The organism is Mesorhizobium silamurunense, from assembly GCF_014843905.1.
Taxonomy (GTDB): Bacteria; Pseudomonadota; Alphaproteobacteria; order Rhizobiales; family Rhizobiaceae; genus Mesorhizobium; species Mesorhizobium silamurunense.
Genome location: NZ_LPVS01000034.1, coordinates 104,735 through 118,383 on the forward strand (window position 1 = coordinate 104,735; position 13,649 = coordinate 118,383).

Here is a 13,649-nt window from a genome sequence, read left to right on the forward strand (position 1 = left end):
CCTCTTACGTTCTAGCTGGACCGGCGATTGCTTTCATCGCCGGAACGGTGATCTGAGGCATGAGACTTTCGACGGTAGGCATCGACTCGAGGAACAGTCGGGCAGCTGCGCTTGAGATCCCGCTGCTCATGATCTTTTCCTGGGTCTCGACGGACTGTTTTTCGATCGCCAATTTTGCCGTCTTTTCGGCCGCGGCAATGGTGCGCGCTGCGACGTTGCGAAGCTCGGCGCGGCGCTCCTTGCTGGCGTTCTCTCCTCTCGAATACCAACTGAGATTCATATACGGAGCGAACTCTGGCGGAATACCGAGCCGCTGGCACTCCGCCTTTATCTTCGCTGCTGCTTCGGCGACGGCCGCTTCGGCTATTGCCGTGGCTTCCTTCCAGACCGTGTTGTCGTTGAAGGAGAACTCCTGGTCGAGCTGTCGCTCGAAATCAGCGAGCAGATGCGCTGATCGTTCGGCTGCGGCCGCCTTGGCAACGCGCTCACGCTGCTTAACGATGCCAATCAGCATCCGGCGATCGCCGGCGGTCATCTCGTCGGCGCTCATTCGCAGGACTCCGAATGCGAGTACCAGAGCACCCACAGATCATCGCCGAGCTGCTCGTATGGCGCGTAGATCGGCCATTGGCTCCAGCGGGGCTCGCTTGGCTTGCACATCCAGCTCCAAGGCTGGTCATCGGCCGGCGGCCACTGGATCTGGGTGCCATAACCATTCGTCGGATGGCTTCGGTAGATCGCCTCGACGACTTTCGAGACACCATCGAGCGTGCCGACGATGATGCCCTCGGTGAACCCATAGCCGACGTTCTTCCGCTGCGACATGTGGACCGTGCCGTCATCCAGCGTGCGGATATAGGATTGCCCGTATGGAGGCGGCCGGTTGTCGGGATGCCAGCGCGAGTGGCGCGGATAGTGGTGGGACATGTCAGCCCTCTCCTCGACGGGTCTTCAGCGCGGCCGCGGCCGCTTCCAACGCGAGATCGGCGCAAGTCTGACAAAGGTCCGGGAAGGCCAGCTTTTCCTTGCCACCATAGCTGTCGGTGGAACGACCGCCTTCAGCCTTGATGCTGCCCCAAGTTCCTGGCCTATGAAACGATCGGGAAGCCCCAGTGCCGCGCACTTCCTTCTCGACAGTCAGACCGCAGTTGTCGCAGCGGATCTTTGGGATGATGTCGACTTCAGCCATCGTGTTCCATTTTCGCAACCGCATCAGCAATCAGGCTGGCGGCATCCCAGTCGATCGCGACTTGCGGAAAGAGCATGTTCACGCAGCCGATCAGCACAAGGAACGGATTGAGTTCGTCCTTACGATTCGGCTCGCTGATGAACGCATAGGCGGCGTCACTAGCCTTCGTCCGTGTGTCATCCATTTGTTTCTTCCTTTTCATTGTCTGTCAGTGCCTTCCTCGCTCTATGCACTCGGCTCTTGATTGTGCCGACGGCCACGCCGTTCGCCGCAGCGATGTCCTCGTACAGTTCGCCCAGAGCGATCTGATACAGCGTGGCTTTCTGATCGTCCGGCAGCGTCTCGATGCGCTCCAGCGCGCGCTTGGCGTCGACGGCGAACTCTTGGACGGAATCGGTGGCACGCACATCGAGCGCCGAGTCCCATGGCATGTGCGGTAGACTGTTTCTCAACAGCTTCCTCGAGGTGAAGAGATGATTGCGCATGATCGTGATCAACCAGGCCAGCGCATTGGTCCCCTCGGCGAACCTGTCGCGCGCCGTGAGCGCTTTGACGATGGCGTCCTGCACAAGATCGCCGCCGCGATCACTGCTGTGCGTCCATCTATTGGCAAACCGCCTCAGCTCCGGCAGAAATCGGACAATCTCTTCGTCCAAGGTCAGCTCGGCGCGCTCCTCAGCCATCGTGGCGCCTCCGGATCTTGCGAGCCCGCTTCTGCCGTTTTCGCGCGACGCGCTTCTCGGGATCGGCTTTTGATGACGTTTTCGAGGCTTGGAAACCGCGCGGAGGTTCCAGCAAAGGGCCGACAGAAGTCATTGCGGCCAGGAGTGCTAACGACCGCCATTTCATTCAGGCTGCTCCTTGGCGAGCAGGCCCTTTACCTCTCGCTCGGCCGCTTCGAGCAATTCGGCATCGTCGACCATAGCGGCATAGAGCGGCATCGTGAATTTGCCCTCGCGCTCCAGCCGGAACGGCAAATAGTTCGATGGCAAGTTGGCTCGTGCCTCAAATTGCTCCGGCGACACGAAAATGACTGGTCCGTTGGCGGCGCGGTCAAATCCGCATCCCATGCACCGAATCTTCCCGCTCCCCGGCACGCGCTCTTGCGGGATATCGGGGTAGTCCCAAGACCAGTTTTGGTCATCCTCCCAGCCGGTGCCGGCGCAATGCGGGCACTCCGGCGATGCGATTTCAGGGACTATAGCGAAGGCCTTGGATAGATACTTGCCGAGCGCGACGACTTCGCTCGCCGCCAGTTTTATATGCGGACCATCCTCCTCATGTTGCAGATCACCCTCTTTGAAGGCGATGAGAGCATCGCCGGCCCGGTCAAGGTGCAGAGAAGCGTCTTCCATCTCCAAGACACGACCGGTCCAACCATGCTTGGCGTTCTCAGCTTGGTAGGCCGCCGCCGGTAGCTTGCCGAGCGCAGCGAACGCACGCCGCTCCTCGTCGGTGAACTCGCGCGCCGGCCACTCATCCTCGCGGAATTCCAGCCATCCTGGCTTCTCACCTTGGCCGAACAGCCAGCGATATTCCGCGACATGCCATTCGGCCTTGAATCGCTCACGGAAGACGTGCGGGGTGACCTCGCGAGCGCCGCATTTGAAGGAGACGAAGTAGTCGCAGCGGCCGTCGCTCAGCTTCATCGGCTTGATGCTGACCACCGGCGTCGCCGCGGCGAGCGCCGCCTCGGCGGTTTCGGCGCGGTGCTTGAGCGCGTCTCTGATGGCTGCATTGGCCTTGCCGCCGGCTTCGATCTGGCTGGTCATGAGATCGAGGAATTCCGCCGTCGCCGCGTCCTCATCCTCGCGTTTCTTGGTCGCCTCGGCTTCGCGCCGCTCAACTTCGGCCAGTTTTGCTGAGAATTCGGCGAGCGCTTTGGCGGCTTCGCCATAAATCGTCGGGGAAACGCCGGCCACCTCTTCGCCGTTGACGTAGCTGATTTCCGAAGCGTGGCATCTCTTCAGCCGCTCGACAAGCTTCGCGATCTCCTCTGTCGGCGCTACCGCCTGTGGTAGAATAGCGAGAGGGTTGCCGTACGGGTCGCGACCTTCGGCGGCCAGTTCGTAGGAAGTTTTCCATGCCCAATCAGGGATTGCCGATGAGCGAGGAGATGCGGCGGAAAGAGCAGATGGCAAGTCATCAAATTGCGTTACCAACGGATGGTTGACGAATGAGAACTCGGCACAGCCAATAGCAAACACCGAGCGTCCAGCCGCCAGCGCAATACCTGCCTCGATAAATGCACCCTTGAGGATTTCACCCGGCTCACGGTAAAGCAGGAGGACGGAAGCTTTCGAGGCCTCGTCGGCGCATCTCTTCCAAAGATCGGCGAAATCTTTCGTTTCGCCAACCCAGGCTTCATCGATCCATGTTGAAATGATCGGCCATCCTTCGGCGCGAAGTTTCTTCCACTTATCGGCGTGAACAACCTTGCTTGCCATATATATCATGGCTTCACCGCCGCGATTGCGTCGAGGGCAATTCGCTCCATTTGCTCAATCATCTTTGAGGGTTTGACTTTTGATGGTCGCAGATAAGCGATGCGCTCAAGTGCTGCGACCAAGACTTTTACCTCGTCAGTGTGGACGGACACGTTGGCCGGAGATGAATTGTCGGTCATGAGACTTCACCATTGATGATGTGGCCATGCCAGCCGTGGCATTGCTCGCCGGCACGTTTGTGCGGGGGCGTGTTGAGGCTAGGCGAGAGCGACAACGTATCCCAATCCAGGAGTGGTCCCTGTGTGGCCTGCCAGACGCGCTCAAAACGGTCGTTGCCTCCAGCATCCTTCCACCGAACTTCGCCCGGCGGATGAGACCAGATGGCATGCCTAATGCGCAGCTTACGGCAGGTCGGGCAGAGGAACGTGAAATACTGGTAGCCCCGCGCGTTCGGCGTCCAGTCTTCCATGATCGGCTCTAGTTCAGTCAGTTTCATGGCTTGCTGCCTCCCGGGCAATCGCTTCGACTGCTTTGCGAGCATCATATCGGCCGCGATCATATGGGTTGTTTGATGAGTTCGGCGTTCATGGTTGCGGCTTCCATCTTGGTGTGCTCCGGGTTATGGTCGCTTGTTGACGAACACAGGAACGTCATCGTCGTAGTGCGAGAATTGCGTGTCAGGGCAGAACGTCGCTCCGTGACACGGGCATCCCCAGCCCATCCGCATGTTGCGGTCTTCCGGGGTTTCCGAAGGAGTTGCCGCGCCTTCTATCTGACGTCTCGTCAGGGGTTCCTTGCTCATTGTCGTTCTCCATCTTCTAAGCGTGTCATGCTGTACTGAGGGGGTTAGGACTGCTTGTGCGGGTTAGCGCTTGTCGTCGGCAGCCCAGCCGACTAGGTTGATATGTTCGTGAAACCCACAGTCGCAAACCACGGACGGCGATACGCTTCCATCAGCCGCGATCTGGTGGTCGCCTGGGTCAAGAGAGCCAATTTGCTTGCACTTCGGACAGCAAATATTAGCCGTCGCAAAACCATCGCGAATTGCAGGACGCCACGTCCCTGAATGTGGCCATGTATGTTTCTCAGATCGTGTGAAGTGGGCGCTCATGACTTCGCCCCTCCCGAGCCTTCCGGCGCTGCGGCGAGGGCGGCGACTATGCGTTGTGCGAGCGGACGCCATTGATCATTCGACATAAGCTTCGGGCGACGGGCGATGCACAGGCTGCCCCACTGCCAATGGGGCTGTGTGATGAACATGTCGTCGTCGCGCTCGACTATGGCGTAGGCTCCCGCCACTCCTTCCGGCGCTGCAGCGAGGGCGGCGGCGGCCTCGATAGTGCGGCGGGCGCGGCGAAACGGCGCGAGCGTTACGGTGTACGCAAGCAGTGCGAATTCGAAGCTGTCGTGATCACAACCAGGGTGGTTGTCTGCGACATCCTTTGCGATCTGTGCGAACGGCTCCAGCGCCTTCCTCGCCTCCTCCAGCTTGCGCTCGGCGGTCTCGAGGGCGGCGCGACCGTGCGACCAGCTAAAGCCTTCATTGATCCACACATGTTCTGTGATGCTGATGCTCGGGTCGCTAGCGATCATCTGGTAGGCGGGGTATGCTTCCGCTTCAGCCCTCGACGCAAATCGCTTTGCGTCGTTCGGCACCGGTGTCCACCAATGATCGCCATTCGGGCGCTCGGCATACCAACGTGGCTCCGTTGTGCCGATAGAGTTAACGGGATATTTCCGCTCAATGAGCCAGCCGGTCTCCCGCATCGCCTCCGTTACCGCACCAGCTTCCGGCGCTGCGGCGAGAGCGGGCTCGAAGTTGTCGGCGAAGTAGGCGGCTGCAATGAGCCACATATCGTCATGGTTCTTCGGGTTGCGGGCGATCATGTCGCCAGCCTTCGGAGAGCCGGATTCCTTGTCCGGTGCTGAGACGCTGACGCGGCTCATATCGTCGCCGGGCTGCCACGGGCGAAGCTCTGCGATCTGCTTGCGGCGGTACTGCATGAAGACGCTCATGGTTGCACCGTCTTGCGCTTTGGGTTGCAAACATCGCAGCGGCGCATACATAAATCGCATCCGCCTTCAGGATCGACGCAGCCGATTTCGTCCACACAGTTGTAGACGTAACCTTCGCCGCCGCAGTTCCAGCAGTCCTCTTCGAAGTCGAAAAATTCGACGGTGTGCTCTTCGCCAGTCTCCGCCGAAAGCTTCTCGGCGTCCGCCTTGAGCGCGTCCTGCATTTCCTTGCTCCAACCCGTCAATCTCTCGTCTCCTCCATTCTGCTGAGAAGGCAGGGCGAGAGCGATTGCGCGTACTTGGCCATATTCGCCAGCCATAGATCGAGCATACTTTTCGGCGTCGTCGAACTTATCGATTTCGGCAGTGTGCCAGGTATCGAGCGTCTTCCACTGCCAAGCCGCAGGCTCCGCTCCTGAGGGTTCCGGTACTGGTGCAGAGGCGAGGGCGTACAGAGGTTTCACTGGCCAGTCAGGAACAGGCTCTTTCGGATCGCCTCGTTCGATGACGACGCTGAACGTTCCGTCGCCATTCGACTTACCGTATTCGTGCGCATAGGGCATAGGCTCAGCCGAAAACCGCCCTGGCTCGGCGAAAACGCGGCCGCTGAAGTCTGCGCCATACTTCGTCATGGGCGAAGTCCTGTCGAATTGAGGGCGGAAAGCGCCTCTTCGTTGGCGCCGTGAGATTTGGCCTCGACCTCCGTCAGAATGACCTCCGCACAGGCGTATTTCTTCCCGCGGTCAAGGCCGAGCCGCTGCATCAGATAGGACGCCTGCTCGACGCCGGCGCGGTCGCTGTGAGGGCCATCAGTCAGCTTCGCGTTGCCATATTGGTCAAGCTCGGCGAGCCAGAATTGCGTTGTCGTCATAGGCGATCCTCCGAGACGGTCGGCACTACCGCGACCACAGCGCTAACCATGGCTGCGAAATCGATCTTCTTGAACTCGTCGCAGTCCTCTGCCTCGAAGGCTCCGAATGCTTTCCCGAATCCTTTGGCGGCGTCGTATTGGCCGCGATAGAAGTTGCCCTCGACCGTGTCGGTGCTCTTCAGCGCATGCGTGCGGTCGATATAGTCTTCCGACAGCCCGTAGACCTGGCGTCGGCACGCCTTCCATCCCTCGACAGCAGCCTTTCGAAGCTCCTCTTGGAAGGCATGCGTCATGCTTTCGGTCGGGGTCATGCAAACTCTCTCCTTGATCTCGCGCCGGCGCATCATGTAGCCGACGCCAGCCTCCGACATGATGGGGTGGCCTGCGGCGCGTAATTCCCGGACATAGCGATAGACGGTACGCACGCAGACGCCGACCTTCGCGGCAAGCTCGTCGGCGGTGCTTATCTTCTCTCCGAGTTCGGCAAGCAGCAGCTCGGCCCTGAAATTTGGCATTGGAGAACTCACGATCTCGCGCCTCCCAGTGCGTGACAAATGCGCCGAACCTCGTCGGCCGCCTTCAGCGTATCGTTCGAGATCAGACCGCCGTGGCCGCCGGTCAGCTTGCCGCCGATCAGCTCGCCGTTCATGTCGAAGGAGACCGAGTTGGCGAGCTTTTCGGCTGCGGTCAGAAGCTCGGCGAAGGCGGTCGGCAGTTCGCTCATGAAGCCGCCTGTCGCTTGGCGATCGCCGCTCGGACCTCGACCTGGATTTTGGCGACCATCTGCGCCTGGTCAAGCGCGGTCAGCTTGACGATCTTCCGAGCGCACTCGAGCGCGATCTCGTCGATGTCGAGAGAAGCAACTGCGCGGATCGCCGTGCCTGGATTGCCGATGCAGCGCATATCCAGCGGCTCGTCCGACTCCCGTTCCTCGATCGGCACCGGACCTGAGCCATAGGCGTTGAAGCCATCCGACTTCACGCTCGGCGTCGCTGAGGGGAATTCCGCGGCGCGGCCGCGCCAGAACACATAGAAATCCTCTCCCATGCCATGGGCGCCGACGTCATAGAAATTCTGCGCCTCGGGATTGTAGAAGACCCCGACTGGGATTGGCCGCAGCGCCTGGCAATACCGGCACCGCATGCGAATCTCGGAGTTCGTGGTGCTGCAGTCGCACCTCCAGAAACCGGATTCAGTTTTCATGGCTTGTAGAAATCCACCATTGGCTTGCCGAGATCGTCGAAACGGTCGGCAGCTGCCTCAGCTACAACCAGGTCGAAGCGATCACGTGAGAGCAGCCGCATTCTTCCGTCCGGATAAACGATGGCGGCTACGGACTCCTCGCGGCTCCCAACATCGACGCCCAAGATGGTGTGCTGATCCTTGGTCATATCTCTCGCCTCCCTGCCTTGCGCCGAACGCGGGGTTTGGCGCCGCCGGAACGGAAGATCTCCTCGAAGAACTGCAGCGCCCGCTCGCCGGCCTTCTCCCGATTGTAGGCGGGCATCTTGCATGGGCAGACGGGATCGCCGTTCTGCGGCCCGATGCAGTTGCAGGCGCGCATTCCCGTGTGTGGCGCGGTGACGAAATAGCCTTCCCTCATGCCCATCAGTCGAACCTCACCGTGATGTTCTTGAAAGCACCCTGGCAGACCGCGCCGGAGACCGGGGCACCGTCGGCGCCAGTGCCTTTGAAAGTCGAGGCGAACGTGTCGTTCTTGTCGCAGGCCATCCACGCGTAGCCGCCGAACGTGACATCATGGATGCCCATGGCGTTCAGCGCCCTGGTCGCCTTATTGGTGTCGACGGCGCAGCCGCCGCTCGAGGCGACGAATACGCCGATCCCGAAAATTGCGATCACCGCCACAGCCTTCACAACCACGTCGTTCATTGACTTCTCCCTCAAAATGGACGGCGACCGCGCTGGCCGCCGTCCCTCGCCGGCGCTCGGTTAGGCCGCCGCCTTGTCCATTTCCTCGAGCTGCTTCAGCAGATCTTCCTTCGACGCCTTGGTCAGCGCCTCGTCGTCCTTCGACGCGATGGCATCGACCAGCTTGCGGCGCTTCTCCGCGCGCTCCGCCGCAGTCTTCGCGGCCGCGGCCTCCGCCTGCTTCGCCGAGATGATGTGCTTGACGATGTCGAGCTTGGCGGTGAACTCGCCCTTCCGCGGATCGGGATTGATGTTGACGAAGGATTCCTCGGTGACGCCCTTCAGCTCGGCGTTGATGCTGCGCGCCACGGTATCGAGATCGACCTTCACATCGCGCGTGATCGGCGAGCCGGCGACCAGCGGCAGATCCCACAGCTGCTCGACCGTGAGCTCACCCTTGGCCGACGGGAAGCGGAACTTCCTGCGCGCCGCGATTTCGAAAATATCCATTGCTACCTCCTTCAGAAGTTGATGATGAACGCCTTGTTGATGCGGTCGCCCTTGACCGCGACGACGGCCTGGTCCTTGCGGGTGGACGAATACCCGACGCCCGACAGCTGCTCCTCAGCGACCGGGCATTTCGTTTTGGCGCCGAGCACCTCGAACACCTTGCGATGCGGCTCCAGCGCGCCCTTCAGGAATTCGTTATAGATGCCGCGGGCGGGCTCAGGATTGCGGCAGCCATTCAAGATGAAGAACCAGTGCTTGTTGCCGATCTCCTGGCCGTCCCAATGGTTCGGGCTCGCCATGAGGGTGTCGACGGGCACCAGGGTTTCCGTCTTGATGCCCCACTTGTCCTGAGGGACGGAGCCGCCGACGAGACCAGAGTCCATCCGCACGCGCGTGAGTTGACCGCCCTCGACCAGAAGCGCGAGAACCGGGATGTTCGCCCCGCCCGGCACCGCCTTGTCGTAGGTGAACTGCTGGATGGCGCCGCGATATTCGAGCTCGATGGTGAACCCGACGTCGATGGACTCGCGTTTGTTGTAGTTGTTCACCCAGATCTTGTAGGTGCCGTCGGCGAGACGCCCGTTCCAGCAAATATTCTCCACCGGGTCGCGGACGATCGGCGAGAACGCGTTCATGTCGACATCGAGCTTGCCGCACTTCCGAGCGAAGAAGATGTGATTGCCGTCCGGCTCGATAGCGTGAAGATCGAGATCGTCCTTGTTGAACCAAGCCAGCGAGACGCGCAGATCGGCGTCAACATTGCCGCCGGCGCGCTTCACGCGCTGCTTGATCGAATCCGTGGCGTCGCCGTCGTATGACCATGCGAAACCGTTGTCCCATTTGAACAGCTGGCCAGCATCGGTATGCGCCGGCGCCGTCACGCTCATGAAGTTCGAGAGATGCTTGTTCGAGACCAGCAGATTGATCTGCGATGCCTGCGGCACGATGCGCGCCACGAAGTCATCCATCGAGATCGGCTCGGGATTGGTGACGATCGGAGCGGTCGCCCTCACCTCGCCTAGGAGCAACCCGGCGATGCCGTCCTTCATGACGCCGCGCACCGAGTTGTCGACGAACAGCACGTTGTTGACGGAGACGTCGGGCAGCCGCGCGAAACGGCGCTCGATCGCGGATTCGAGACCGAGATCCTTCAGCTTGGCGACGGCATCCTCGATCATCTTCGGCGTGATCAGCGCCGTCGGCCGCTTATAATTCTCGGGCGCCACCTTCTTTTCGAAGGCGCGCACCGCGGCGTCGAGATCCATGCCGGCCGAAAGGTCGACGACGAGCGAGCCGATGACGGTGTTGCGGAAGGTCGCCATCTGGATTTGCCAGACGTTGCCCCACACAAAAATATCCTTGTCCGCCTGCGATCCCTCGCGCGGATACGCGTTGTGCAGCTTCTGAAAGGCGAGCACCAAACCTTTGAATTCGGCCCCGCGATAGAGACTGTTCTCGGCGATCAGATCGAGCACCGTCGAGATCGCGTCAGTGGTGAGCTCCTCGAGGCCGCGCCTGAAGACGCCGACATTCGTGGTGACAGCGCCGCGATCCGTATCCGGACGGTTCGATCGATGACGGCCGACGATATCGCAATGGAAATGCGTCCAGCGGATAGGTGACGTCTCGCCCTCGCGCAACTCATTCGAGAACGGCTGGCCGAACCTGCCTTCCTTGGTGCGGAAGATCGACACGATCGGCAGCGAGCGGACATACTCGTCCAGCCGGCTGGCGACTTCGTTGAACGGATATGGCAGCCGGCCGCAGTCCCACACCGTGGAAATGACACCGTCTTTCAGCGAAACGAGGTGGCCGACGTTGCGGATAAAGTGCTTGCAGCATGAGCAATCATGCTCGGTACGCACGCGGAAAACCGGATTGGTGCCCGCCGGGAACGAGGCGAGATAGGCATCGAAAAGACCGTCGGCCTGGGTGACGTAGAGCTCGCCCTCCGCCATGCGCTTGAAACGCGCCGCGACCGCTTCGCCGAAATAATGGAATTCGCTCATACACTCTCCTCTCTCAAATCGTTCAGCCGTGGTCGTGGCGCGCAAAGAATTCACGGTCCTCGCGACTTGCCTCCATGACTGCGTCGGGGTCTGGCTCGCTCTCTTCCCAAGGGCAGGATCCGCCAGTCTCCTCACGCAGCTCGCATGACCGTGGCGCATAGGCGCCGCAGAATGGGCAAAGCGTTCCGCCGCGGGACTCGTAATCCTCCTCCGGCGTCATGAGTTTCCAGTCGTCATAGCTGGGGATGCTCATGAGCGCTCGACTATGTCCAAGGTTTGCGCGCCGGCTTTTGCCAGTCTTCGAGCGATTTCCACCGCTGTCTCGCTTCGACCGCCTTGTTTTTGCCGCGCTACCTCGAGCTTCGCGCCGTCGGAAAGGAGGAGAGAACTGTACCCCGGGAAAACCCTCGCGATCGTTTCGGCGATAAGATCACGGGTGGCAATGGAAATTGCCATCGGGCAGCTGACGACCAACACGTCGCCAGGCTGAAGAGCGATCTTGCCGATCTCGCCAACGATCTGCAGCGCCGCCACCGGATCCTCGTGCCTGTCGACCACATCTTCGTGCATGTCTTCTGCCGTGTGTGTCATCAGATGCGCTCCCATGGGGTCACGTATCCGTCTGCTGCCGGCCCGTCTCCCGGCCACGGAACCGCGAGACCTTTCTGTTTCTGCTCCAGAACCGCGGGGTCGAAGCACGCAAACGTTTCTTTCTCCCCCTGATGCAATTCGAAGGCTTGCCGCCGATCAGGCAGACGACCAGACCTGAGCCAGTCATCGAACCAGTTTGGTTCCTCAGCCGCGATGGAACGATCGCTCATGCTTCTGACTCACGCTCGGCGGCGAATTGATCGATGGCTCTACGGAGTTCGCCTACACGCCAGCGATTGGTGCCCGGAGCAACTTTGATGGCCTTCGGATATCGGCCGGCATTGATGCCGCGCCATAAGGTCGAGCGATGGATTGGCGACGTGCTGCCGCCGATTAGCTGGCACGCAATCTTGTCGTCGACAAGATCATCATCGCTGAGAGTTTTTAGGTCTATCTTCCACTGATTGGACTTTCCCATGCTACCTTCCCAATTCATTTCTGCTTCCAGGGTGGAAGCTTCATCGCGATTGCAGTGCACGCGAGACCGACGATGAGCGCTTCGCTTGCAGGAACTCCGAACCGCCGGTACCTCGAAATGGTGTCTACGGATTTCCCGAGCTGGCGCGCAGCCTCGGCGCTTGTGAGTCGCATATGCGACTGCCAAGCGATGAAAGTACCGCTGTCCATATTTCTCCACCGATACGGCACGGTGCGGATACCAGTGTCCGTTTTCACGGCATAATCAGATATCCGTCACCAATATCTGGAGGCGTATCACGTGAAAGAAATGCTTTCAAGAGTTATTATTTCGGAATCGGTCTGAGGTGAACTGGCCGGCTCTCCGGATCCGCGGACCACTCGACGAGCTTGTCCAGCAATCCGTTCTTGCGAGCGTAGAGCTCGAGCTTCTGTTTCAGGTTGTCGTGATGGAATGAGCATAGGCTCTGGAGATTATCCCACACGTACCTGAGGTGTGGGTATTCATGCGCCGGCAGAATGTGATCGGTGACATCGGCCAGGCTGTCCCGTCCTTCCTGCTCGCAGAACCGACAATATGGGTTCGTCCTTCTGAAAGCCATTGCCAGGCGATCCCATCGCGCGTCGTAACCGCGCTTCCTGGGCGAGATCCTGTGCCGCCCGGTGTTCGTCTTCACCTCGACTGCCTTGAAGCGAGGCGCTGAACTGACTTTGAACCGCGGCGGCAAAGTGCTTTTCACCATCAGGCGGCCGCCAGCCATTCTTCGTCGGTCTGATCGCCCTTGTCCGCGTTGCATGACCGGCAGAGGCAACGGCAATTGTCAGGTGAATGGAAGCCGCCTCGCGATAATGGAATGATGTGATCGAGCTCCGGTGCGTTCGGTTCAAAAGTCCCCTTCAACTCGATCGGCGTATCGACACCGCAGGCCTGGCAGGTCCACTGATCCCTCTGAAAGATCGAGATCGGATCGAAGGCGAAGACGACCAGCGTGCGCGTCGCAGCCCTGCGAGCTCGAGTTCGAAGACGATCGGAGTTGCGCTTTCGGCACCCCGGCCCACAGAACTTACGTGGAAGATTCTTTGCGTACGTCGTCGTCGAGAACGATGAACCGCATTCTACGCAAGCGAATGAGCCCTGGGCGGCACCAGATCTCGCCGCCTTCGCTGCGGTGATGGCGGCCTGATTGCAGGTGTGGCTACAGAATTTCCGGCGGCGACCGATCAATTCGGCTCGGCATTGACGGCAATAGGCCTTGGCCTGCTTAGCCTTCTTGGCGGCAAATGCTTTAGCCCTGTAGCCGCGGTTGCGAGCCAGGCGGCGGATCCTCGACGGTTCTGATTCTTCGTACTCCCACTGAGATGAACACTCGTCGGAGCAGAAAACGCGTGGGCGACCCTCTTCAAACGGCCGATCGCAATTTCTGCACTGTCTCAAATTCGCTCCTGCCGCCAGAACTGAAATCAACAACTGCACCCTGACTGAAACATAAATTGGTGCCGCCAGCAGAAAAAGGTGTTTGCTCACATGGCGCGAAAAAGACTGCCCAGCCGGTCCGGCCGTACCCGCGCGCGGAATTTTAAGCGGCCCCCCCCTACCCCTGGTGGGGCCTGGCGCCGGCCAGCGGGCGGGCGGGCGGCGGGCGGGCGCGCGGTCTCACGCAACACCCTGG

25 protein-coding genes are annotated in these 13,649 nt (G+C 60.3%); all 25 read right to left on the bottom strand.

All coding sequences use genetic code 11. The annotated features are described in order from the left end of the window. Positions 1 to 4: 4 nt before the first annotated feature. The 25 genes from AU465_RS09310 to AU465_RS37415 all read right to left on the bottom strand — a co-directional run bounded on the left by AU465_RS09310 (position 5) and on the right by AU465_RS37415 (position 13,504). Positions 5 to 550, bottom strand: a complete 546-nt coding sequence (locus AU465_RS09310; protein WP_192246136.1) for a hypothetical protein — start codon at positions 548 to 550, stop codon at positions 5 to 7. Beyond that, the gene (locus tag AU465_RS09315; RefSeq protein ID WP_192246139.1) at positions 547 to 927 is read right to left on the bottom strand and encodes a hypothetical protein; all 381 of its coding nucleotides are present in this window, start codon (positions 925 to 927) and stop codon (positions 547 to 549) included. The genes AU465_RS09310 and AU465_RS09315 overlap by 4 nt, the downstream gene beginning before the upstream one ends. 1 nt (position 928) lies before the next feature. Continuing rightward, the gene (locus AU465_RS09320; protein ID WP_192246141.1) at positions 929 to 1,189 is read right to left on the bottom strand and encodes a hypothetical protein; all 261 of its coding nucleotides are present in this window, start codon (positions 1,187 to 1,189) and stop codon (positions 929 to 931) included. Then, positions 1,182 to 1,373, bottom strand: coding sequence for a hypothetical protein (locus AU465_RS09325; protein WP_192246143.1), 192 nt, complete (start codon positions 1,371 to 1,373; stop codon positions 1,182 to 1,184). Before AU465_RS09325 ends, AU465_RS09320 begins: the two co-directional genes overlap by 8 nt. Next, positions 1,366 to 1,872, bottom strand: coding sequence for a sigma-70 family RNA polymerase sigma factor (locus tag AU465_RS09330; RefSeq protein ID WP_192246145.1), 507 nt, complete (start codon positions 1,870 to 1,872; stop codon positions 1,366 to 1,368). The genes AU465_RS09325 and AU465_RS09330 overlap by 8 nt, the downstream gene beginning before the upstream one ends. A 162-nt stretch (positions 1,873 to 2,034) precedes the next feature. Beyond that, complete coding sequence (locus AU465_RS09335) at positions 2,035 to 3,636, bottom strand: hypothetical protein (protein ID WP_192246147.1); 1,602 nt, start codon at positions 3,634 to 3,636, stop codon at positions 2,035 to 2,037. 5 nt (positions 3,637 to 3,641) lie between these two features. Beyond that, a complete protein-coding gene (locus AU465_RS09340) occupies positions 3,642 to 3,815 on the bottom strand; it encodes a hypothetical protein (protein ID WP_192246149.1) in 174 nt (57 codons plus the stop codon). Then, a complete protein-coding gene (locus AU465_RS09345) occupies positions 3,812 to 4,132 on the bottom strand; it encodes an ADP-ribosylation factor GTPase-activating family protein (protein ID WP_192246151.1) in 321 nt (106 codons plus the stop codon). Before AU465_RS09345 ends, AU465_RS09340 begins: the two co-directional genes overlap by 4 nt. A gap of 611 nt (positions 4,133 to 4,743) precedes the next feature. Continuing rightward, positions 4,744 to 5,652 carry a hypothetical protein gene (locus AU465_RS09350; protein ID WP_192246153.1) on the bottom strand — a complete coding sequence of 303 codons (909 nt, stop codon included), beginning with the start codon at positions 5,650 to 5,652 and terminating at the stop codon, positions 4,744 to 4,746. Next, positions 5,649 to 6,284, bottom strand: a complete 636-nt coding sequence (locus tag AU465_RS09355; RefSeq protein WP_192246155.1) for a hypothetical protein — start codon at positions 6,282 to 6,284, stop codon at positions 5,649 to 5,651. The genes AU465_RS09350 and AU465_RS09355 overlap by 4 nt, the downstream gene beginning before the upstream one ends. Continuing rightward, on the bottom strand, positions 6,281 to 6,523 hold the full coding sequence (locus tag AU465_RS09360) for a hypothetical protein (RefSeq protein ID WP_192246157.1): 243 nt from the start codon (positions 6,521 to 6,523) through the stop codon (positions 6,281 to 6,283). The genes AU465_RS09355 and AU465_RS09360 overlap by 4 nt, the downstream gene beginning before the upstream one ends. Then, on the bottom strand, positions 6,520 to 7,038 hold the full coding sequence (locus AU465_RS09365; protein ID WP_192246159.1) for a helix-turn-helix domain-containing protein: 519 nt from the start codon (positions 7,036 to 7,038) through the stop codon (positions 6,520 to 6,522). The genes AU465_RS09360 and AU465_RS09365 overlap by 4 nt, the downstream gene beginning before the upstream one ends. Before the next feature lie 8 nt (positions 7,039 to 7,046). Continuing rightward, a complete protein-coding gene (locus AU465_RS09370; RefSeq protein WP_192246161.1) occupies positions 7,047 to 7,247 on the bottom strand; it encodes a hypothetical protein in 201 nt (66 codons plus the stop codon). Beyond that, positions 7,244 to 7,666 carry a hypothetical protein gene (locus AU465_RS09375; protein ID WP_192246163.1) on the bottom strand — a complete coding sequence of 141 codons (423 nt, stop codon included), beginning with the start codon at positions 7,664 to 7,666 and terminating at the stop codon, positions 7,244 to 7,246. The genes AU465_RS09370 and AU465_RS09375 overlap by 4 nt, the downstream gene beginning before the upstream one ends. 56 nt (positions 7,667 to 7,722) lie before the next feature. Beyond that, positions 7,723 to 7,914 (bottom strand): hypothetical protein, encoded by a 192-nt coding sequence (locus tag AU465_RS09380; protein ID WP_192246165.1) that lies wholly within the window; start codon positions 7,912 to 7,914, stop codon positions 7,723 to 7,725. After that, positions 7,911 to 8,132, bottom strand: coding sequence for a hypothetical protein (locus AU465_RS09385; protein ID WP_192246167.1), 222 nt, complete (start codon positions 8,130 to 8,132; stop codon positions 7,911 to 7,913). Before AU465_RS09385 ends, AU465_RS09380 begins: the two co-directional genes overlap by 4 nt. Further along, positions 8,132 to 8,413, bottom strand: coding sequence for a hypothetical protein (locus AU465_RS09390; RefSeq protein ID WP_192246169.1), 282 nt, complete (start codon positions 8,411 to 8,413; stop codon positions 8,132 to 8,134). The genes AU465_RS09385 and AU465_RS09390 overlap by 1 nt, the downstream gene beginning before the upstream one ends. A 60-nt stretch (positions 8,414 to 8,473) precedes the next feature. Continuing rightward, on the bottom strand, positions 8,474 to 8,902 hold the full coding sequence (locus AU465_RS09395) for a hypothetical protein (protein WP_192246171.1): 429 nt from the start codon (positions 8,900 to 8,902) through the stop codon (positions 8,474 to 8,476). 11 nt (positions 8,903 to 8,913) lie between these two features. After that, positions 8,914 to 10,911, bottom strand: coding sequence for a DUF8224 domain-containing phage-derived protein (locus tag AU465_RS09400; RefSeq protein WP_192246173.1), 1,998 nt, complete (start codon positions 10,909 to 10,911; stop codon positions 8,914 to 8,916). A gap of 22 nt (positions 10,912 to 10,933) precedes the next feature. After that, positions 10,934 to 11,164 (bottom strand): hypothetical protein, encoded by a 231-nt coding sequence (locus AU465_RS09405; protein ID WP_192246175.1) that lies wholly within the window; start codon positions 11,162 to 11,164, stop codon positions 10,934 to 10,936. Then, positions 11,161 to 11,502 carry a hypothetical protein gene (locus AU465_RS09410; RefSeq protein ID WP_192246177.1) on the bottom strand — a complete coding sequence of 114 codons (342 nt, stop codon included), beginning with the start codon at positions 11,500 to 11,502 and terminating at the stop codon, positions 11,161 to 11,163. Before AU465_RS09410 ends, AU465_RS09405 begins: the two co-directional genes overlap by 4 nt. Then, positions 11,502 to 11,732 (bottom strand): hypothetical protein, encoded by a 231-nt coding sequence (locus AU465_RS09415; RefSeq protein ID WP_192246179.1) that lies wholly within the window; start codon positions 11,730 to 11,732, stop codon positions 11,502 to 11,504. The genes AU465_RS09410 and AU465_RS09415 overlap by 1 nt, the downstream gene beginning before the upstream one ends. Beyond that, positions 11,729 to 11,980 (bottom strand): helix-turn-helix transcriptional regulator, encoded by a 252-nt coding sequence (locus tag AU465_RS09420; protein WP_192246181.1) that lies wholly within the window; start codon positions 11,978 to 11,980, stop codon positions 11,729 to 11,731. Before AU465_RS09420 ends, AU465_RS09415 begins: the two co-directional genes overlap by 4 nt. A gap of 325 nt (positions 11,981 to 12,305) precedes the next feature. After that, entirely contained in the window at positions 12,306 to 12,776 is a 471-nt protein-coding gene (locus AU465_RS37730) for an HNH endonuclease (RefSeq protein WP_376774837.1), read from the bottom strand. Then, positions 12,722 to 13,504 carry an HNH endonuclease gene (locus tag AU465_RS37415; RefSeq protein WP_192246193.1) on the bottom strand — a complete coding sequence of 261 codons (783 nt, stop codon included), beginning with the start codon at positions 13,502 to 13,504 and terminating at the stop codon, positions 12,722 to 12,724. The genes AU465_RS37730 and AU465_RS37415 overlap by 55 nt, the downstream gene beginning before the upstream one ends. Positions 13,505 to 13,649: the final 145 nt, after the last annotated feature.